At 70.0% G+C, this 18,542-nt stretch carries 19 protein-coding genes; 10 read left to right on the top strand and 9 right to left on the bottom strand.

The genetic code is table 11. The features are described from left to right. Positions 1–250 precede the first annotated feature (250 nt). Entirely contained in the window at positions 251–664 is a 414-nt protein-coding gene (locus C8K36_RS10340) for a cold-shock protein (RefSeq protein ID WP_181319519.1), read from the top strand. 79 nt (positions 665–743) lie between these two features. Here C8K36_RS10340 and C8K36_RS10335 read toward each other — a convergent pair whose 3' ends face one another. The 3 genes from C8K36_RS10335 to C8K36_RS10325 all read right to left on the bottom strand — a co-directional run bounded on the left by C8K36_RS10335 (position 744) and on the right by C8K36_RS10325 (position 3,851). Then, positions 744–1,241, bottom strand: coding sequence for a DUF2771 domain-containing protein (locus tag C8K36_RS10335; RefSeq protein ID WP_258195365.1), 498 nt, complete (start codon positions 1,239–1,241; stop codon positions 744–746). 27 nt (positions 1,242–1,268) lie between these two features. After that, the gene (locus C8K36_RS10330; RefSeq protein WP_107984408.1) at positions 1,269–2,993 is read right to left on the bottom strand and encodes an MFS transporter; all 1,725 of its coding nucleotides are present in this window, start codon (positions 2,991–2,993) and stop codon (positions 1,269–1,271) included. Between the two features lie 90 nt (positions 2,994–3,083). Further along, positions 3,084–3,851 (bottom strand): glutaminyl-peptide cyclotransferase, encoded by a 768-nt coding sequence (locus tag C8K36_RS10325; protein WP_107984779.1) that lies wholly within the window; start codon positions 3,849–3,851, stop codon positions 3,084–3,086. Between the two features lie 48 nt (positions 3,852–3,899). Here C8K36_RS10325 and C8K36_RS10320 point away from each other — a divergent pair, with 48 nt between their 5' ends. The 3 genes from C8K36_RS10320 to C8K36_RS10310 are packed head-to-tail and all read left to right on the top strand — an operon-like array spanning position 3,900 to position 8,076. Next, positions 3,900–4,763: a DUF3027 domain-containing protein gene (locus C8K36_RS10320; protein ID WP_107984407.1), complete on the top strand. Its 864-nt coding sequence runs from the start codon at positions 3,900–3,902 to the stop codon at positions 4,761–4,763. Next, positions 4,760–7,522 (top strand): sacsin N-terminal ATP-binding-like domain-containing protein, encoded by a 2,763-nt coding sequence (locus C8K36_RS10315; RefSeq protein ID WP_107984406.1) that lies wholly within the window; start codon positions 4,760–4,762, stop codon positions 7,520–7,522. Before C8K36_RS10320 ends, C8K36_RS10315 begins: the two co-directional genes overlap by 4 nt. Continuing rightward, positions 7,519–8,076 (top strand): phosphatase PAP2 family protein, encoded by a 558-nt coding sequence (locus C8K36_RS10310; RefSeq protein WP_107984778.1) that lies wholly within the window; start codon positions 7,519–7,521, stop codon positions 8,074–8,076. Before C8K36_RS10315 ends, C8K36_RS10310 begins: the two co-directional genes overlap by 4 nt. 46 nt (positions 8,077–8,122) lie before the next feature. Here C8K36_RS10310 and C8K36_RS10305 read toward each other — a convergent pair whose 3' ends face one another. Continuing rightward, positions 8,123–8,371, bottom strand: a complete 249-nt coding sequence (locus C8K36_RS10305; RefSeq protein ID WP_107984405.1) for a DUF2530 domain-containing protein — start codon at positions 8,369–8,371, stop codon at positions 8,123–8,125. Between the two features lie 81 nt (positions 8,372–8,452). On the opposite strand from C8K36_RS10305, the gene C8K36_RS10300 reads away from it, so the two are divergent. The 3 genes from C8K36_RS10300 to C8K36_RS10290 all read left to right on the top strand — a co-directional run bounded on the left by C8K36_RS10300 (position 8,453) and on the right by C8K36_RS10290 (position 11,720). Next, positions 8,453–9,943: an NCS2 family permease gene (locus C8K36_RS10300; RefSeq protein ID WP_107984404.1), complete on the top strand. Its 1,491-nt coding sequence runs from the start codon at positions 8,453–8,455 to the stop codon at positions 9,941–9,943. A 35-nt stretch (positions 9,944–9,978) separates the two neighbouring features. After that, positions 9,979–10,410: a MarR family transcriptional regulator gene (locus tag C8K36_RS10295; protein WP_107984403.1), complete on the top strand. Its 432-nt coding sequence runs from the start codon at positions 9,979–9,981 to the stop codon at positions 10,408–10,410. A 92-nt stretch (positions 10,411–10,502) separates the two neighbouring features. Next, positions 10,503–11,720: an MFS transporter gene (locus tag C8K36_RS10290; RefSeq protein ID WP_107984777.1), complete on the top strand. Its 1,218-nt coding sequence runs from the start codon at positions 10,503–10,505 to the stop codon at positions 11,718–11,720. On the opposite strand, the gene C8K36_RS10285 is transcribed toward C8K36_RS10290, so the two are convergent. Further along, complete coding sequence (locus C8K36_RS10285) at positions 11,672–12,223, bottom strand: hypothetical protein (RefSeq protein WP_107984402.1); 552 nt, start codon at positions 12,221–12,223, stop codon at positions 11,672–11,674. The two genes, C8K36_RS10290 and C8K36_RS10285, sit on opposite strands and share 49 nt — an antisense overlap. 70 nt (positions 12,224–12,293) lie before the next feature. On the opposite strand from C8K36_RS10285, the gene C8K36_RS10280 reads away from it, so the two are divergent. From C8K36_RS10280 to C8K36_RS10270, 3 genes are read left to right on the top strand one after another with little or no spacing between them, the layout of a single operon-like run. Continuing rightward, on the top strand, positions 12,294–12,902 hold the full coding sequence (locus C8K36_RS10280; protein ID WP_107984401.1) for a TetR/AcrR family transcriptional regulator: 609 nt from the start codon (positions 12,294–12,296) through the stop codon (positions 12,900–12,902). A gap of 31 nt (positions 12,903–12,933) precedes the next feature. After that, on the top strand, positions 12,934–13,740 hold the full coding sequence (locus tag C8K36_RS10275) for a TrmH family RNA methyltransferase (RefSeq protein ID WP_107984400.1): 807 nt from the start codon (positions 12,934–12,936) through the stop codon (positions 13,738–13,740). Next, a complete protein-coding gene (locus C8K36_RS10270; protein WP_107984399.1) occupies positions 13,737–14,009 on the top strand; it encodes a DUF2537 domain-containing protein in 273 nt (90 codons plus the stop codon). Before C8K36_RS10275 ends, C8K36_RS10270 begins: the two co-directional genes overlap by 4 nt. Before the next feature lie 6 nt (positions 14,010–14,015). Here the strand turns inward: C8K36_RS10270 and C8K36_RS10265 are convergent, their stop codons facing one another. From C8K36_RS10265 to C8K36_RS10250, 4 genes are all read right to left on the bottom strand, one after another. Beyond that, positions 14,016–14,807: a DUF6928 family protein gene (locus C8K36_RS10265; RefSeq protein WP_258195363.1), complete on the bottom strand. Its 792-nt coding sequence runs from the start codon at positions 14,805–14,807 to the stop codon at positions 14,016–14,018. Next, on the bottom strand, positions 14,762–15,622 hold the full coding sequence (gene sepH / locus C8K36_RS10260; protein WP_181319501.1) for a septation protein SepH: 861 nt from the start codon (positions 15,620–15,622) through the stop codon (positions 14,762–14,764). The genes C8K36_RS10265 and sepH overlap by 46 nt, the downstream gene beginning before the upstream one ends. A 362-nt stretch (positions 15,623–15,984) precedes the next feature. Further along, on the bottom strand, positions 15,985–17,103 hold the full coding sequence (gene serC, locus C8K36_RS10255) for a phosphoserine transaminase (protein WP_107984396.1): 1,119 nt from the start codon (positions 17,101–17,103) through the stop codon (positions 15,985–15,987). 44 nt (positions 17,104–17,147) lie between these two features. After that, complete coding sequence (locus tag C8K36_RS10250) at positions 17,148–18,275, bottom strand: citrate synthase 2 (RefSeq protein ID WP_107984395.1); 1,128 nt, start codon at positions 18,273–18,275, stop codon at positions 17,148–17,150. Between the last annotated feature and the right edge of the window lie 267 nt (positions 18,276–18,542).

Below are 18,542 nucleotides of genomic sequence, written 5' to 3'. Positions count from 1 at the left end.
TCCTGATGACCGACCGGGGCATACCGCCTGGGGCATCAGGACTGTCGGGACAGTATCGGGCACGTCGTCCCCAGACCGACCGTCTGGTCGTGACATTCGCGCGGCGGGAAACGAGGGTGCCCAGCCCCGAACCCGGCGGGTACACTCGGGCATTCACGCGTCCCGCACACCGAGTGGGGGCGCGTTGTTTTGCATTACCCACGCGCGCACTCAACGGTGAGTGCGGCAGTCAGATGAGCAGGTGAACGCGGTGCCTACCGGCAAGGTGAAGTGGTACGACGTCGAAAAGGGCTTCGGCTTCCTTTCTCAGGACGAGGGGGAGGACGTCTACGTCCGCTCGGCCGCGCTGCCCGACGGTGTCGAGGGCCTCAAGGCCGGCCAGCGCGTCGAGTTCGGCATGGCCGCCGGCCGCCGCGGCCCGCAGGCGCTGAGCGTGACGCTGCTCGAGCCGGCCCCGACGCTCCGTCAGAACGGTGGCGGGCGCAAGGAGCAGGTGGCGCGCAAGCACTCGCCCGACGAGCTGCACGGCATGGTCGAGGACATGATTACCCTGCTCGAGGCCAAGATTCAGCCTGACCTGCGCAAGGGCAAGTACCCGGACCGCAAGACCGCGCAGCGGATCTCCGAGGTGGTTCGGGCCGTGGCCCGTGAACTCGACAGCTGAGTCGCCCACCACGAACAGACGAACGGGCGCCTTCCGGTGATCATCACCGGAAGGCGCCCGTTTCGGTTGCGCCGTCGAATCAGGAGGCGGGGGCGACCACACCGCCGCCGGGCAGGGGCATCGTCTGCAGGGCCCACACCGGTGCCAGCCCGCCCTGGGCCGGAAGCTGGATGATGGCGCTGATCAGCTGCTCGCCGGGGGCGCCGGGCACCGTCACGGCCCACGCCTCGCCGGGCTTGTAGTCGCGGTAGCCCTCGTAGATCTCGCCTGTCTTCGGGTTGCCGATCTGCACGTTCAGGCGCCAATCCGAATCGGCGACCTGCTTGGGCAGCGACAGCTGCAGCGGGTAGCCCTCCGGCACATTCAGCTCGACGATCTCGAGGCCCTCGCACTGCAGCGACGGGTCACAGAAGCCCGGAACCGCACTGACGGTCTCCTGCTTGGCGTACGCCGTGATGGTCGGCAGCTTCTCCTCGGACTGTCCCACGAGGTAGGCCACGACCCCCGCCAGACCGGCAGCCGCCACGATCACCACCGCGGCGATCAGGGCAAGAATCTTCTTCGTCCGGTCCTGCATCATGGAATCCGTTTCTCGTTCGGTGGATCAGTCGGCACGAGGGCTGTGGCCGACGGTGGTCTCCTGGTTCACGTGCTCGGGACGGTTGCCGCCGAGGCCGGGCAGCAGCGAGCCGCCGCGATACGTGAGCACGGTCTGTACCAGTCCGATCGTAAGCACCACCGAGACGACAGTGAAACCGATCCAGAGTTCGGTGGGCAGCATGACACCCATCGCGCCACCGATGACCCAGCTGAGCTGCAGGACGGTCTCGGACCGCCCGAACCCGGACGCGATGGACTCCTCGGGCAGATCCTGCTGCAGCGACGCGTCCAGCGAGACCTTCGCGAGTGCGCTGGCCCCCGACGCCACGAGCGCGGCCAGCGCCGCGGTGAGCAGGTTGCCGGTGATCGCGGCGAGGATCGCGACGACGGTGACGGCGATCGTGCACCGCACGACCATGACGGCCGGGCGGCCCAGTTCGAGACGCGCACCCGTGGCGTTGCCGGCGAAGTTGCCGATGCCCGCGGCGGCACCGACGAGGCCCAGCATCGCGGCCTGCATGATCGCCTCGTGTTCGGTGTTGGCCTTCGCGACGAACGCGATGTAGAGCGTGAGGAAGCCGGTGAGCACGCGGATGGTGCCGTTGCCCCACAGCCCCGTGACCACCGCGCGACCGAGAGGCTGGCGTCGCTTGTTCGGCGCGGCGCCCGCGACGGCGGACGCGTCGATCAGTTCGGTGGGGGAGTCGTCGCCGTGGAAGGAGAGCTTGGCCGGCACCTCGCCCTCGGTGACCTCCACCCACGCCGGAATCCGCATGCTCAGGTACGCGCCGAACGCGGTGATCAGGACGGTCAGCCACAGCGCGCCCGTCGACCCGAGGAGGAAAGCCAGGGCGCCGGCCAGCGCGCCGGCGCCGATGGTGCCGCCGAGCAGGCCGAACACCGTGAGCCGCGAATTGACCCGCACCAGGTCTATCTCCGGTGGCAGCACGCGCGGTGTGACCGCGCTCTTGAGCACCGAGAACGATTTACTGAGCACCATCATGCCCAGCGCGCACGGGTACAGCGCCCAACTGTCGAAGTTGAAGACCAGCACGATCGCCAGCACCGTCCGCAACGCGAACGACGTCGCGAGCGCGATCCGGCGGCCGCGCTGCAGGCGGTCGAGCGCGGGGCCGATGAGCGGCGCGATCACCGCGAACGGCGCGATCGTGATCAACAGGTAGAGCGCAACCTTGGTCTTGTCCTCGCCCGTGGCCGCCGAGAAGAACAGCGTGTTGGCCAGCGCGACCGCGACGGTGGCGTCGGTCGCGAAGTTCGCCATCACCGCATACGTCATCGCGGTCAGACCCGACTTGTCAGCGCCGTCCGCCGTCGCGGCCCGCCGGAACGAGGCGATGCCCTTGTTGGTGAGCTCCCGACCGCGCATCGCGGCGACCCGGGTCACCGTCAGCTTGCGCGGCATGGCCCGGGGCTTGGGGGCGGCGGTGTCGGTCGCGGAACCGTCCACACCGTCGTCCGTCGCGTCCGCGTCGTTCGGCGGTGGCGGCGGCGGAGGCGGTGGCGTCGAGGGGATGCGCTCGGTGGGCGGCTCGATGCGTTCGGTGCGCGGCGACCGGTCCACCGGGTGCAGCGGTGGCAGCGGCGCCCTACGGCCGCTGACCCGCTGCGACGGCGGATAGTTCTCGTATCCGGGGTGGCGTCGCGGCGAAGGATCCTGCGGGTGTTGCCCACGCCCAGTGGCGTCGTGGGGGTCGCGGGGTCCGGTCACTCCTCAATTCTGTCCTAGTCCCCGGACATTGCACGACACGGGCGGTCTCTTCCAGTTCGCTCGGACGTGTCGGAACCCGACGAAGCGTGCTCAGGCGACGAATCGGACCTCGAACATGCGGGGCCACAGCTTGCCCGTCACGAGGAATCGGTCGGTGCCGGGAATCTGCGCGATGCCGTTGAGGACGTCGACGCCGCTCGCATCCGACGGCAGCGCGTCCTTCAGGTTCGCCGCGTCGATCCGCCCCGTCACGATCCCCGACGCCGGATCGATCCGGACGATCGTGTCGGTGGTCCACACGTTGGCGTACACCGAACCGTCACTGGCGCACTCGAGTTCGTTGAGCCGGTCGATCGGACGGCCGTCGAGCGTGACATCCACCGTCCCGGTCTCCTCGAACGAGTCGCGGTCCCGGAAGGTCAGCGTGGAGGAACCGTCGCTCATCACCAGGCGCTCGGGCTGCGTGCACAACCCCCAGCCCTCGCCGTCGTACTCGACCATCTTGCTCTGGGCCAAGGTGGCGCGGTCGCGCGCGAACGCGACACCGTCCTTCCATGTGATCTGCCAGACCGTGTCGCCCGCGACGGTGATGCCCTCACCGAACATCGGCAGCGGCAGGTCGGCGCGGGCCTGCTCGGCGCCCGTGTCGAGCGCGGACGCCCGCACCCACGACTGCCCCACCCGGCCGGTGCTCTCGAACAGCGTCCCGTCCGAGATCTCGAGGCCCTGTGTGAACGCGGCCGGGTCGTGCGGCAGTTCGCGGACGATCTCCGGGTGCATCCGTTCGGCGATCGTCGCGCCGGCCGGCGGGGTGCTGCCGGCGCATCCGGAGAGCAGTGCGACAGCCGCCACGGACATCGCGATCGCGGCCCGGACAGGGGTGCTACGCAGATTCACCCGCCCAGCATGGCAGCCCGCACGAGCGCGGAGCGGACCGAGTGCGGCAAGATGGACGGCGTGAGTGTTACGTCGTCTCCCGAGTGCGCCGTCGTGCGCCCCGTCCTGGCCGATTCCGTCGAGCTTGCCCGAGCGGCACTGATCGACCTGGCCGAGGGCGGAGTCGGTAGGCACCTCGGTGTCACCGCCGAGGACGAATGTGCCGCCACGCACCGCTTCGACGCCGAGCTTCCCGGCTACCGCGGCTGGCAGTGGGCCGTCGTCGTGGCCGCGGTCCCGGGCTCCGATCACGTCACCGTCAGCGAACTCGCGCTGCTGCCCGGACCGGATGCGCTGGTCGCACCCGAGTGGCTGCCGTGGGATCAGCGCGTCCGCCCCGGCGACCTCGGACCCGGCGACCTGCTGGCACCGCTCGCCGGCGATCCGCGTCTGGTCCCCGGGTATGTCGCGACCGGCGACCCCGAGGTCGACGACGTCGCGTACGAGGTGGGCCTGGGACGCAAGCAGGTCATGAGCCGTGAGGGTCGGCTCGAATGCGCCGAGCGTTGGCACGACGGTGACTTCGGCCCCGACTCCGAGATGGCCAAGGCCGCGCCCTCGACATGCCACCTGTGCGGTTTCTACCTTCCGCTGGCCGGTTCGCTGCACGCCGCGTTCGGTGTGTGCGGCAACGAGATGGCGGCCGACGGTCACGTCGTGACCGCGACCTACGGCTGCGGTGCCCACTCGGACACCATGCTGCCCACCGGGGCGGGCACGCCGCGCTACGACGCGTACGACGACGCCGCGATCGAGGTGGTCGAGATCGAGCGCGCTCAGCCCGAGGCGCCCGAACCGACCGACGCGGCTCCGGACGCGGCATCGACGGATTGACCGACCCGTTCGGTACCGACGCGCTACGCGAGGGGACGCTCCTCGCGTGGCGTAACTCGCCCACCCGACTGCGTGAGGACGCCGCCGCCGAGGCCGACCTCGTCCGCGCCGGGTACCGCGACCGCCTGCTGACCGAACTGGCGCAGAACGCGGCGGACGCCGCCGCCAAGGAAGGCGTCCCCGGGACGCTGCGCGTCGAGTTGCACGGCGACGTACTGCGGGTCGCGAACACCGGGGCGCCCCTCGACCTCGAGGGCGTGCAGGCCCTGGCCGCGCTGCGGGCCTCCGGGAAGGCCGGAAATGCCGAGGGCGTAGGACAATTCGGCGTCGGCTTCACCGCCGTGCGTTCGGTGAGCGACGAGATCGAACTCCGCTCCACCACCGGCTCGCTTCTGTTCTCGGCCGCCCGTACCCGCACCCGGATCGCCGAGGCGGGCCTCGAGGCGCCGACGTCGGGCATTCCGGTGCTGCGCCTGGTGTGGGGCACCGACGAGGCGCCGGCCGCCGGTTTCGACTCCGAGGTGGTCCTGCACCTGCGGTCCGACGTCGATGGGGCCGCACTACTGTCCGGCTTCGCCGACGAGGCCGTCGACGTGCTCCTGGAACTGCCCGCGCTCGAGACCGTCACCGTCGGCGAGCGCGCGCTGCACCGCACGACCCGTGACCTGGACGGCGGGCTCACCGAGATCACCATCGGCGACCGCACGTGGTGGCAGTACGCCACCGACTCCGCGCGCTGGCTGGTTCCGGTGGTCGACGGCCGCGTCCGTCCCGTCGGCGAGGACGTCCTGCGCGCCCCCACCCGGTCCGACGAGGAGCTGTCGCTGCCCGCGCTGCTCATCGCCGACGTCCCACTGCAGCCCGATCGTCGACGCCTGCTGCCCGGCGCCCCACTCGCCGCTGTCGCGCACGGCTATTCGCGGTTCGTCGCCGCGCTGCCCCGCGACCAGCGCCTCGCCCTGGTACCGGTGCCCGGGTTCGCGCGCAGCGAGGCCGATGCGATCCTCCGCGAGGAGCTGCTGCGCGACCTGCGGGCCCAGCCGTGGGTGCCGTCGGCAGAGACCGGCCCCGAAGCAAAGGATCTCGTCCCCACCCGCGCGAGCGTGCTGTCGGGGCTCACCCCCGAACTGGCCGACGCCCTCACCGACGTCGTCCCCGGGCTGGTGGATCCGGACCTGTCCGGGCCGCGTCACGCACCCGCCCTCGCCGCCGTCGACGTGCACCGCTTCGGGCTGGCCCGCGTCGCGGAGATGCTCGGCGGGCACAGTCGCGAGCCGTCGTGGTGGCACGCCCTCTACGACGCCCTCGAACCGCTCGTCGTGGACGCGCTGGCGGTGGAAGAACTTGCCGCCATTCCCGTTCCGCTCGCCGACGGCCGCACCGTCACCGGACCGCGGACCGTCGTCACCGGCGCCGGCCTGGGGCATGCGCTCGACGCCGCCGCCTCCGCGCTGGACTGGGTGCGGCTCGTCCACCCCGACGCGGCGCACCCGCTGCTGGGCCGGTTGGGCGCCCAGCGCGCCACCGCGGGCGATCTGCTGTCGGATCCGGCGCTGCGCGCGCGGATCGAGGACCTCGACTACGACGATCCCAGTGCGGCAACCGAATTGGCGTCGGCCGTGCTCGCGCTCGCGGTCCTCGCCGCGCCCGACGCGCGTCCGCCGTGGCTCGGCGAACTGCCGCTGCCGGACGGCGACGGCGAACTGGTGCCCGCCGACCAGCTGCTGCTGCCTGGCGCGCCGCTGGCCGACGTGCTCGACGACGATTCCCCGTTCGCCACCGTCGACCCGACCTTCGTGGAGCAGGTGGGGGAGCAGGCGCTGCGCGCCGTCGGCGTCGGCTGGGGCTTCACGGTGCTGCGCGCCGACCTGCCCACCGGACCCGAACACGACCTCGACGACGAGGACGCCTGGTGGGACACCCTCGCCGACGACCCCGCGACCATGATCGCGGTCCGCGACCTCGACCTCGTCGACCCCGCGCGCTGGCCGCAGGCGCTGTCGCTGCTGGCCGGCGACCCGGAGACCGCGTCCACGCTCACCGACCGCGACGGCTACACCGCGTGGTGGCTGCGCACCCACGCCGAGATCGACGGCCGCACCCTCGGGCTGCTCCGCGCTCCCGGCGACGACACCTTCGCCGGCCTGCTCGACGTCCTCGACCACCCCGCCGCTCCCGCGCTGGCCGCGGCGCTGGCGCCGCCGATCGTCGACGACAACGAGCTGGCCGCCGTCCTGCTCGACCGCCTCGCCGACCCCGAGCGCACACCCACCCCCGACGTCGCGGTCCGCGCGCACCGCCTGCTCGCCGACGCTGCCCGCCGCGGGGTGCTCGACCTCGACGACCTGGACCTGCCCGCGAAGGTGCGCGCGCTGACCGGAAACGTCGTCGACCCCGACGTCGCGCTGGTGCTCGATCGCGCCCATCTCGCGGCTGTGGTTCCGCCGGAGCGTCTGGTGCTCGGCGCGCTCGACACCGCGTCCGCGCTCGCCGACCTGCTGGACCTGCCGCTCGCGTCGGCCGCGATCCACGCGGACGTCGTCGGCGACGGCGAGCCCAGCACGTGGGACCGCGAACCCGGCGCGGTGCTCGCGTGCACGGCGCTGGGGCTCGACCTGCCCACGGGCGGCGTCGTGGTGCACGACGACCTGGTGGTGCGACTCGGCGGCGCCCTCGACGGCGAGGTCGCGGTGCCGTGGTGGATCGACGACGACGGCCGCGTGCACTGCCGACGACGCTGGACGGGGGAGCGGCGATGACTGCCGTCGACCAGTCGGTGTTGAACTGGATGCTCGAGATCCGCACGCCCGGACTCACCGACGCGGTCACCGTCGTCACCCACAGCGGCGGCACCGTCGCCGCGTTCGTCATCTCCACCGTCGTGACCGTCGCGCTGCTGGTGCGTCGGCACGCGGCGGAGGCCGTCATGGTCGCCGGCGCGATGCTGTCCGGGTGGGCCGCGATGAGCCTGCTCAAACTTTTGTTCGGGCGCGCACGTCCGCCGGTGCCCGAGCGTTTGGTCGAACTCGACAGCTACTCGTTCCCCTCGGGGCACGCGATGATGTCGGCGATCCTCGCGTGCGTGCTCGGTGCGGTCGTCGTGCGTCTCGTCGCACCGAGCGTGCGGCGGATCGGACTGCTCGTCCTGCTCGGTTGCTACACGGTCGCCGTGGGACTTTCGCGCGTGTATCTGGCCGCGCACTGGCTCACCGACGTGCTGGCCGGATGGGCGTTCGGGGTCGCGTGGGCCGCGCTGTGGATCTGGGCGATCAGCCATCGGAGTCGCCGCCGGACACACGCGCCCGCCGTGTGAGATCAGTCACCGGGCAAACGGGTTGCGCGAGACCGAGGCCGGTCGGTCAGGTCAGGCCCTGCTGAGCGCCGCGACTGCCGCGCCGCGCGGCCCGGCGCTGAACGAGGAACAACCCGAATCCGAGGAGGCCCAGGGCGGTTCCGGCGTAACAGACTGGTAGTGCTGCATTCCAGCGCTCGCCGGCGAGGAGCACCACCACGGTCGCCGCGACCCACGCGAGGGTCCCCACCGCCAGTACGGGCCGCGGGTCGGACAGGCGCTCCACGAGCGTCGGCGTGCTATGGATTTCGGTCACACAATTAAGTTACCCGCGCGTCGGTGCCCTAATCTGCCAGGTGCGAAACCCCACTTCCCGGCGATTGGACCGAAACACGACATGGCGGTTACCGACACAACCACCGAGCCCACGCGGCCGTCGGCACCCTCGCGGTTGCTCGACACCTACTTCAAGATCACCGAGCGGGGCTCGACCATCAGCACCGAGGTCCGCGGCGGCCTGGTCACGTTCGTGGCCATGGCCTACATCGTGGTCCTCAACCCGCTGATTCTCGGTAGCTTCTCGGCCGACGACGCCGCGGCCAAGACCGACGTGCTCGGAAACATCCTGCCGGTCAGCCAGGTTGCCGCCGTGACCGCGCTCGTCGCCGGACTGATGAGCATCGCCTTCGGCATCATCGCGAACTATCCGTTCGGTATCGCCGCCGGCCTGGGCATCAACAGCCTGCTCGCCGTCACCATCGCGCCGCAGGTGACCTGGCCCGAGGCGATGGGTCTGGTCGTCATCGACGGCATCATCATCGTCGCGCTCGCCGCGACCGGTTTCCGCACCGCCGTGTTCAACGCGATCCCGCGTGAACTGAAGGCCGCGATCGCCGCCGGCATCGGCATGTTCATCGCCTTCATCGGCCTGGTCGACGCAGGATTCGTGCGCCGCATCCCCGACGCTGCCGGCACCTCCGTCCCCGTCGGACTCGGCATCAACGGTTCGATCGCGGCATGGCCGACGGCCGTCTTCATCTTCGGTGTCCTGATCATGGGCGTCCTCACCGTCCGCAAGGTCCGCGGCGGTCTGCTGATCGGCATCGTCGTCACCACCGTGCTCGCCGCGATCCTCGAGGCCGTCTTCGACATCGGCGCCTCCAAGGGCGTCGACCCCACGGGCTGGAACCTCAGCGTCCCCGCGATGCCCGACGTCGTCGCGCAGCTGCCGGACCTGAGCCTGGTCGGTGACGTCAGTATCTTCGGCGCGTTCACCCGCATCGGTGTCCTTGCCGCCAGCCTGCTGGTCTTCACGCTCGTGCTCGCCAACTTCTTCGACGCCATGGGCACCATGACCGGCCTCGGCAAGGAAGCCAAGTTGGCCGACGAGGACGGCAACCTGCCCGGCATCGGCAAGGCCCTGATCGTCGAGGGCGCCGGCGCCGTCGTCGGCGGCGGCGCGTCCGCGTCGTCCAACACGGTGTTCGTCGAATCCGCGTCCGGCATCGCCGAGGGCGCCCGCACCGGCCTCGCCAACGTCGTCACCGGCGTGCTGTTCCTGGCCGCGATGTTCCTCACGCCGCTGTACTCGGTGGTCCCGATCGAGGCGGCAGCGCCGGCTCTGGTCGTGGTGGGCGCGTTGATGATCGGTCAGCTGCGCGACATCGACTTCAGCAAGTTCGCGATCGCCCTGCCGGCGTTCCTGACCGTCGTCACGATGCCGTTCACCTACTCGATCGCCAACGGCATCGGCGTCGGCTTCATCTCCTACGTCGTCCTGGCGGCCGCGGGTGGCAACGCGAAGAAGGTGCATCCGCTGCTGTGGATCGTCGCCGCACTGTTCGTGGCCTACTTTGCGGTCGGCCCGATCACTGACGCCGTTACGTGATTGGCGGGGCGCGAGTTCCCGTATTGTTCGAACTTGTGACAACGGATACTCGCGCCCTGGCCAGCGACCTGTCCCTAGCAGTGGTGCGTTTGACGCGCCACCTGCGGGGGCGGCGAGCGGACGCACAGGTATCGCTGACGCAGCTTTCCGCGCTCGCCACCCTGAGCGCCGAGGGCTCCATGACCCCGGGCGCGCTCGCGGCGCGCGAGAAGGTGCAGCCGCCGTCGATGACCCGGGTCATCGCGTCCCTCGCTGATCTCGGGCTGGTCGAGCGCACACCGCATCCCACCGACGGCCGGCAGATCATCGTCTCCCTCTCCGATTCCGGGCACTCCCTCATCGAAGGCGAGGCGCAGGCCCGCGAGGCGTGGATGACGGAGAAGCTCGCGAGCCTCGACGCCGAGCAACTCGCGACCCTGCGCGGTGCGGTCGCGATCATCGGATCGCTGGTCGCAGAGAAGGACTGACGCCCCACCTCGACCGGTCACCGGGATCCATCGTCCCGTGAGCTGACGTTCGCGGGCAAGATCGCGTCGTGTCAACCGATCTCGCGCCGTCGATGTTCGCCGCGCTGCGCTCGCGTAACTACCGGTACTTCGCGACCGGTCAGATCGTGTCCCTCGTGGGCACGTGGATGCAACGGCTGGCACAGGATTGGCTGGTCCTGACCCTCTCCGGCGGAGACGGTTTCGCGGTGGGCGTGGTGATGGCCCTGCAGTTCGGGCCGACACTGTTCCTGTCGATGTACGGCGGTGTGCTCGCCGACCGCTACGACAAGCGGCGCATCCTGATGATCTCGCTCGTCGCGATGGCCACCTTCGGGGCGATCCTCGGAATCCTCGACGTCGGTGGCGTGGTGGAACTCTGGCACGTGTACGTGCTCGCCTTCGCACTCGGTTGCGTGACGGCCCTGGAGACTCCGGTGCGGCAGTCGTTCACCATCGAGATGGTGGGCCCCGACCGGTTGGCCAATGCAATCGCGTTGAACTCCATGATGTTCAACGCCGCCCGCATCGTGGGCCCGGCGGTCGCCGGCGTCCTGATCACACTCATCGGCACCGGTCCGGTGTTCCTCGTGAACTCCGTGTCCTTCGTTGCGGTGTTCGCCTCGCTCGTGTGGATGCGGGCGGACGAACTCACTCCGGCCACGCCCGCACCGCGAGCCAAAGGCCAGGTGCGCGAGGGCTTCCGGTACGTGCGGCAGCGGGCCGATCTCACCGTCCTCCTCTTCACCGTGTTCGTGGTCTCCACCTTCGGGCTCAACTTCTCGCTCACCCTTGCAGTTCTGGCCCGCAACACCTTCGACAGGGGAGCCGACGCCTTCGGCCTGCTCTCGACCATGCTCGCCATCGGCATGTTGATCGGCGCCACTGCAGCGGCCCGCGGCGCAACGACTCCGACGGTGCGACGGTGCCTTGCCGCCGCGGTCGGATTCGGCGTCCTCGAGACGGCGCTCGGCCTCATGCCGTCGTACGTCGCCGTCGCGATCCTGCTCGTGCCGACCGGCGCGCTCGTCCTCACGTTCTCGACTGCGGCGATGAGCATCCTGCAGATGTCGGTGCCGTCCGCGATGCGCGGCCGAGTGATGGGCATGTACATGCTCGCGTTCCTCGGCGGCACGCCACTGGGCAGTCCGCTGCTCGGCTGGCTCGCCGACGCCGTCGATCCGCGCGCCCCGCTCGTCGCCGGCGGAATCGTCTCCGTCCTCGCGGGCGTCGCCGCCGCGGTCTACGTGCGGCGCTCGGCCACCTTCGCCCGTGCAGGGAACACCGTGTAGCTCAGGGCGATCACGCCCCAGATGCCCAGGACCGCGGTGAGCGCGCGGATCCAGTCGGACAGCGCCGCGGTGCGCGACGGTTCGCCGACCATCGCGATCGCGGCCAGGAGCAGACCGCAGGCGATGGCCCACGCGACCACGGCCTTGCCGAACTCGCGCCATTCGCGGATCGCGCGTGCCGCCCCGTGCCGTGGCGGCTTCGTGGGCGCGGCACCGTCCGCGAAACGATGCGCGAATCGTGCGTCTGCCCATCGGATGATGCTGTGCCCGAACGCCACCGAGAATCCGATGTAGGCCGCGGCCAGGCCGTGGCTCGACGATGCCACGGCGCCGCCGCTCAGATCGATCGTGGTTGCGACGAGAAGGATGACATCGACGAGAGGCGCGCCGACCAACAGCACTGCTCCCAGCGTCGGCCGCCGCAGCAGATAGCGGGCCGCCAGTCCGGTGCCGAGGAACACCCAGAAGAGGATCTCGCACGCAACTATCAGTGGCACGATCATGGCCGCCTCATTTCTAGTACGACTGTGTTAGTCGAGGTCGAAACTAACACGGCTGTGTTAGTTTGGCGAGGTGGTGAAGCGAACCAGCCCCGATGCGCGGCGCGAGGACATCGCGGACGCGGTCCTGCGGGTGATCCGGCGTGACGGCGTCGGGGCCGCGAGCGTGCGGACGGTGGCAGACGAGGCCGGGCTGTCCACCGGATCGCTGCGGCACTTCTTCGGCACCCAGTCGGAGTTGCTGCTCTTCGCGATGGAACTCGTCACCAAGCGGGTCTACGACCGGATCGCGGGTACCGAGTTCGCCGGCTACCTGCGCGCCGACGTCAGGCGACTCACCGAGCAGTTCGTCCCGCTCGACGACGACCGGCGCGGTGAGATGGACGTGTGGCAGGCGTTCACCGTCGCCGCGCGCACCGACCCGGCACTGGCCGAGGTGCGCGATCGCACGGACAGCGAGATGTACGACGGGTTCCTGAGGGCGACGCTCGCTCTCCGGGATGCGGGCCTGTTGGCGCCCGGTGCCTCGCCGGATGTCGAGGCGATGCGGTTGCACGCCCTCGTCGACGGCCTCGCGGCGCACGGGATCAACCACCCGCACCGGGTCGGGCCCGCGCAGATCCGGGCCGTCCTCGACGCTCATTTCGGGTCGCTCCTCGTCGGCGACGGGAGCGCTCGCTAGTGGCCTGCGGGGCATACGGCACGATGGTTCCGTGGTTCACGTCATCGACATTGCAGACCCCGCCGACCCCCGGTTGGGCGACTACCGCGATCTGAACTCGTCGGATCGTCGCCCCGACCTGCCCGGGGGCAAGGGTCTGGTGATCGCGGAGGGCGTGCTGGTTGTGCAGCGGATGCTCGCGTCCCGCTTCACGCCGAACAGCTTGCTCGGTGTCGATCGCCGCCTCGCCGAACTCGCCGAAGACCTCGACGGAGTGGACGTGCCGTTCTACCGGACCACCGCCGACGTCATGGCGGAGGTGGTGGGATTCCACCTCAATCGCGGCGTGCTCGCGGCCGCGAACCGCCCGCCCGCCCTCGACATCGAGGACGTCCTGCGCGGCGCGCGCACCGTCGCGGTGCTCGAGGGCGTCAACGACCACGAGAACATCGGCTCGATGTTCCGCAACGCCGCCGGTCTGGGCGTGGACGCCATCCTGTTCGGTGCGTCGGTGGCCGACCCGTTGTATCGGCGGGCGGTACGCGTGTCGATGGGGCACGCGCTACGGGTCCCGTTCGCGCAGGTTCCGGAGTGGCCGCGCGGTTTGAACACTCTGCGTGACAAGGGCTTCCAACTGATCTCGCTGACCCCCCACCCGGCCGCGCCGACGCTCGCGGAGGCCATGACGGGCGACCGGGTCGCCCTCCTGCTCGGCGCGGAGGGCCCCGGGCTGACCGAAGACGCCATGCGTGCCACCGACGTTCGTGCCCGAATCCCGATGTCCACGGGCACCGATTCGCTCAACGTGGCGACCGCGGCAGCGATGGCGTTCTACGAGCGCATCCGGACCGGATCGTGACGACGCCCCCGGAACCGACCCCGTGGGCCACAGGCCTGCTGGTGAGTGTCTTCGTGGCGGTCGTGACGATGGTCGGGGTAGTGGCGTTCGGCGTCACCCTCGCCCACATCCATCCGCTCCTCGCAGTGGGCTTCAACCTGGTGGCCGTCGGCGGCGCCGCACCCACCGTCTACCGGTGGCGGAATCTGCCCGTGTGGCGGTGGGTGGTGTACGGCGTGACCGCCGGAGTCGTATCCGGCTGGATCACACTGCTTTTCGGTGCCCTCTAGGGCTCGTCAGCCCGAGCGGCCGAAAAGTCTGGCGAACAGCGACCGCCGCTTCGGTTGCGCCTGCCGCACGCTGCGCGGCGGCTCCGCGCGCTGCTTCTCCGCCAAGAGTCGCACCGACTCGGGTACCTGACCGGGCGGATACACGGCGAAGCGGCACACCGTGATCGATGACGCATCCAGGTCGTCGCCCAGCCACGCGTGCGGTGCTGCCTCGGCGAACGCGCCGGGATCGAACGGCAGCGTCTGGGGGTCCGGCAGCACGTCCATCATCGGCGGCGCCGGATGGTCGCCCGCCCAGAACGGGCGCTCCCAGACCTGCGGCAGTCCGACGTCCTCGATGATGTGAACCGGAGTGGCGCTGAAGGAACGCTTCAACTCACCGTTCTCCCAGTGCGCGAACGCTCCCCACGAACCGGCCGCCATCGGGGGAGTCGACGAACACAGGTATGTGTGCGCGGCATCGGTCGGGCGGATCCAGTGTTCGACGAGTGTCGACGGCGTCGGTGGTAGCGCCTCGCCCGTGCGAACCACGGCGACGCCCGGATAGCACCCGACGATCACCTCGCCTGGTTCGGGCTTCACTGCCTCGGACAGTTGCTCGTTGCCGAGGAAGGAGACGTCGAGTCCGGGGTGCAGCGCCGCGGCCAGTGCCTGCGCGGCATCCCGGTCCGGTGCGGCGTCGGGCAGAGTCGAGACGCGCTCGGGGGCATCGACGTACCAGATCGTGGAAGCGGTGACACCCAGCACCCGCGTCAGCCGCGCCCGTTGCTCCGCACGCCCAGCAACACGTCGTCCCACGACGGCAGGGCGGGCTTGCCGCGCTTGTCCTTGCCCGGCGCCGGCTGCGGTGCGGTCTTGGGGTTCTCGTGCTCGGGCTCGTCGATGGCGTCTACCGGAATGTCGTCGGAGTCGTTGTCCGCCAACGTGACCGGTGACTCTTCCTTCTGCTCCACGGACTCCTGCTCGTGGTCCTGCTCGAAGTCCGCCGGACCGTAGATGGCGTTACTCGGAACGGGTGCGAGGCCGCGCCGACCGAAATCGGGGTCGACGAGCTGCGCAGCGGTGTCGTCGAGCGCGACGATGGTGCCGCCGTGGGCATCCGGCTGGTAACGCCAGTGCGCGACGTTGGTGGTGCGGCCGGCCTGCCACTGCAGTTGAGCCACCCAGTGGCCGGTCTCGTCCTTCCACGCGTCCCACGCGGCCACCTCGATGTCCTGGCCGCGCGCCTTGAAGGCGAGCGTCACGATCTCCGAGAGTGTGTGCACTGCGGGGCCGTCCGGGCGCACCGGATGTCCGGCCTGCGCCATCTCCGCGGCACGTGCGCGCTCGAGCAGTACCGGGTACGCGAAACGATCCACCTTGGCGTGCGGGATGCCCGCCTGCTCGGCGACCTGTTCGACGGACGCACCGGCACGGATGCGGGCCTGGATTTCCCGGGGGCGAAGCTGACTGTCCATTTCGATCTCAATCTGGCCGAGTCGAGCGATGTCCCCGCGGGAGGCCGCGCGGAGTTTGTCATCGGCTGGGAGCCGGAACTTTTCGCCGGTGTCTGGATCAGAACACACTACGTGCGCGCCGCCAGGCTCGAGACCTATCACTCGCAGCTCTCGCACGTTCGTCCTCCTCATCGCGCCGACTCGCGATCACGTCAAGATCGACTGTAATTCATCTGTGACCCTCGCGCTGGAAGACACGCGAGCCATATATCACTCCTCCTGCGCGTTTTGCGCACTTATCGCGCCGCCTTCGGTGTGATGAGCGCGACAAGTGCGCGAAGCGCGGGGAGGGGGGTCGACCGCGCGCGACAAGTGCGCAAAACGCGGGGGCGAGGGGGAAGGAGAAGGGGAGGTCAGGGGTGGCCGGGGGTAGCCAGGGGAAGGCAGGGGTGGCCAGGGGAGGGGTGAGACGCACGGAGGGCGGGCACGCATGCGCGCGCCCGCCCTCTGTGTGGAAGCTCCGTGAGCTCGGTGGAGAACTAGCCGAGCTGCGAGACGACCCAGTCGATGCTCTTGGTCAGCTGGGTGATGTCCTCGGGGTCGATCGCCGGGAACATGCCGACGCGCAGCTGGTTGCGGCCCAGCTTGCGGTACGGCTCGGTGTCGACGATGCCGTTGGCACGCAGGATCTTCGCCACCGCCGCGGCGTCCACCGAGTCGGCGAAGTCGATGGTGCCGACGACCTGCGAGCGGTTCGCCGGGTCAGCGACGAACGGCGTCGCGAACTCGGAGGCCTCGGCCCACGAGTACAGACGATCCGACGAATCCTTGGTGCGCGCGGTGGTCCAGTCCAGGCCACCGTTGGCGTTCATCCACGCGATCTGGTTCTCGAACATGAGCAGCGTCGCGAGCGCCGGGGTGTTGTACGTCTGGTCCTTGGTGGAGTTGTCGACCGCGATGGGCAGCGACAGGAACTCCGGGGTCCAGCGGCCCGACGCCTTGATCTCGGCGACACGCTCGAGCGCGGCCGGGCTCATCAGCGCGATCCACAGGCCACCGTCGGCGGCGAAGCACTTCTGCGGTGCGAAGTAGTAGACGTCGGCGTCGGCGGCGTTGACCGGCAGGCCGCCGGCACCCGACGTGGCGTCGATCGCGATGAGTGCGTTCTCCGAACCCGCCGGGCGGGTCACCGGCACGGCGACACCCGTCGAGGTCTCGTTGTGCGCCCAGCCGATGAGGTCGACGGAGCCGTCGGCGACGATCGCCGGCGCGGTGCCCGGATCGCTCGACACGACGATCGGATCGCCGATGAACGGGTTGCCCTTGGCGACCGACGCGAACTTCGAGGAGAACTCGCCGTAGGTGAAGTGCTGCGAGCGCTCACGGATCAGACCGAACGCGGCCGCATCCCAGAACGCGGTGGAGCCGCCGTTGCCGAGGACGACCTCGTAGCCCTCGGGCAGCGTGAACAGGTCGCGCAGACCCGAACGCACGCGCGCGACGACGTCCTTGACGGGCTTCTGCCGGTGGCTGGTGCCGAACACCGAAGCGCCGACGTCGACCAGGGACTGCAGCTGCTCGGGGCGGACCTTCGACGGTCCGCAACCGAAGCGGCCGTCGACGGGCTTGAGGTCGGCGGGGATGATCGGGGTGCTCATCGGTGTGAGTTGTCCTTCTCGGTTGTGGTGATGTCCAACTGTTTCTAGCTGTGGGAAATCTGGTCCCAGCCCTCGACCGAGTCGGGGTTGCGGGGCTCGGGGCCGGTGTAGATCGCGGCCGGGCGGACGAGCTTGCCCAGGCGCTTCTGTTCCATGATGTGCGCGCACCAGCCGGCGGTGCGGCCGCACGTGAACATCGCCGGCATCATGTGCGCCGGGACCTCGGCGAAATCGAGGATCACCGCCGCCCAGAACTCGACGTTCGTCTCGATCGCACGATCGGGACGACGCTCACGGAGCTCGGTGAGCGCGGCCTGCTCGAGCGCGGCTGCCGCCTCGTAGCGAGGAGCATTCAGGCGCTTGGCGGTGGCGCGGAGCACGCGGGCCCGGGGATCCTCGGCCCGGTACACCCGGTGACCGAAGCCCATGAGCTTCTCCTTGCGGTCGAGGATGCCCTTGACCAGCGCGCGGGCGTCGCCGGTGCGCTCGGTTTCCTCGATCATCGGCAGCACGCGGGCCGGGGCGCCGCCGTGCAGCGGACCCGACATCGCGCCGATCGCGCCGGACAGCGACGCGGCCACGTCGGCTCCGGTGGACGCGATGACACGCGCGGTGAAGGTGGAGGCGTTCATGCCGTGCTCGGCCGCCGACACCCAGTACGCGTCGATGGCCTCGATGTGCGCGGGGTCCGGGTCACCCTTCCAGCGCGTCATGAAACGGGCCGTGACGGTGGGGCATTCGTCGATCAGCTTCTGCGGCACGGCGGGCTGATAGATGCCGCGCGCCGACTGCGCAACGTAGGACAGTGCCATGACGGACGCACGCGCCGCCTGCTCACGGGCGGTCTCGTCGTCGATGTCGAGCAGCGGCTGGTAGCCCCAGATCGGGGCGAGCATCGCGAGGCCGGCCTGTACGTCGACGCGGACGTCGCCGGTGTGGATGGGCAGCGGGAACGGCTCGGCCGGCGGAAGACCGGGGCCGAAACGGCCGTCCACGAGCAGTGCCCACACGTTGCCGAAGGTGACCCGACGACCGACCAGATCCTCGATGTCGACGCCGCGGTAGCGGAGCGCACCGCCGTCCTTGTCCGGCTCGGCGATGTCCGTGGTGAAGGCGACGACGCCTTCGAGACCGCTGACGAAATCCTCGGGTACTACAGCGCTGGGTGCCATTGCTCCTGGACTCTCCTCATCCGAGTGCTGCCCTGCAGAGCCGCACTGCCTTGCCACTGATTCGGCCTTCGACTACTCGATCCTTACGATCCGTCCGACTCGTTCGCACTCGCACCGGCGTGCGCGTCTCGTGCTCGTCCGTGCTCGACCCGGGAACTGCCGCGAGTCGGCTACCCAAACTCTAGCCGGTCGCACCGGACGCCTGGCCAGCGCATACCCGGTAGTAGCGTCTGAAGCTGTGTCGTCAGATTCCCGCCGTCGAGGCTC

It is taken from the genome of Rhodococcus sp. OK519 (assembly GCF_003051005.1).
GTDB lineage: Bacteria > Actinomycetota > Actinomycetes > Mycobacteriales > Mycobacteriaceae > Prescottella.
This window is presented reverse-complemented; position numbering and strand designations above follow the sequence as displayed.

What these genes read in the sequence shown, in the direction of transcription:
- C8K36_RS10335 (WP_258195365.1), bottom strand. Translation starts at nt 1,241, where the DNA reads ATGCAGGACCGGACGAAGAAGATTCTTGCCCTGATCGCCGCGGTGGTG.
- C8K36_RS10325 (WP_107984779.1), bottom strand. Translation starts at nt 3,851, where the DNA reads ATGTCCGTGGCGGCTGTCGCACTGCTCTCCGGATGCGCCGGCAGCACC.
- C8K36_RS10320 (WP_107984407.1), top strand. Translation starts at nt 3,900, where the DNA reads ATGGCAGCCCGCACGAGCGCGGAGCGGACCGAGTGCGGCAAGATGGAC.
- C8K36_RS10310 (WP_107984778.1), top strand. Translation starts at nt 7,519, where the DNA reads ATGACTGCCGTCGACCAGTCGGTGTTGAACTGGATGCTCGAGATCCGC.
- C8K36_RS10300 (WP_107984404.1), top strand. Translation starts at nt 8,453, where the DNA reads ATGGCGGTTACCGACACAACCACCGAGCCCACGCGGCCGTCGGCACCC.
- C8K36_RS10290 (WP_107984777.1), top strand. Translation starts at nt 10,503, where the DNA reads ATGTTCGCCGCGCTGCGCTCGCGTAACTACCGGTACTTCGCGACCGGT.
- C8K36_RS10285 (WP_107984402.1), bottom strand. Translation starts at nt 12,223, where the DNA reads ATGATCGTGCCACTGATAGTTGCGTGCGAGATCCTCTTCTGGGTGTTC.
- serC (WP_107984396.1), bottom strand. Translation starts at nt 17,103, where the DNA reads ATGAGCACCCCGATCATCCCCGCCGACCTCAAGCCCGTCGACGGCCGC.
- C8K36_RS10250 (WP_107984395.1), bottom strand. Translation starts at nt 18,275, where the DNA reads ATGGCACCCAGCGCTGTAGTACCCGAGGATTTCGTCAGCGGTCTCGAA.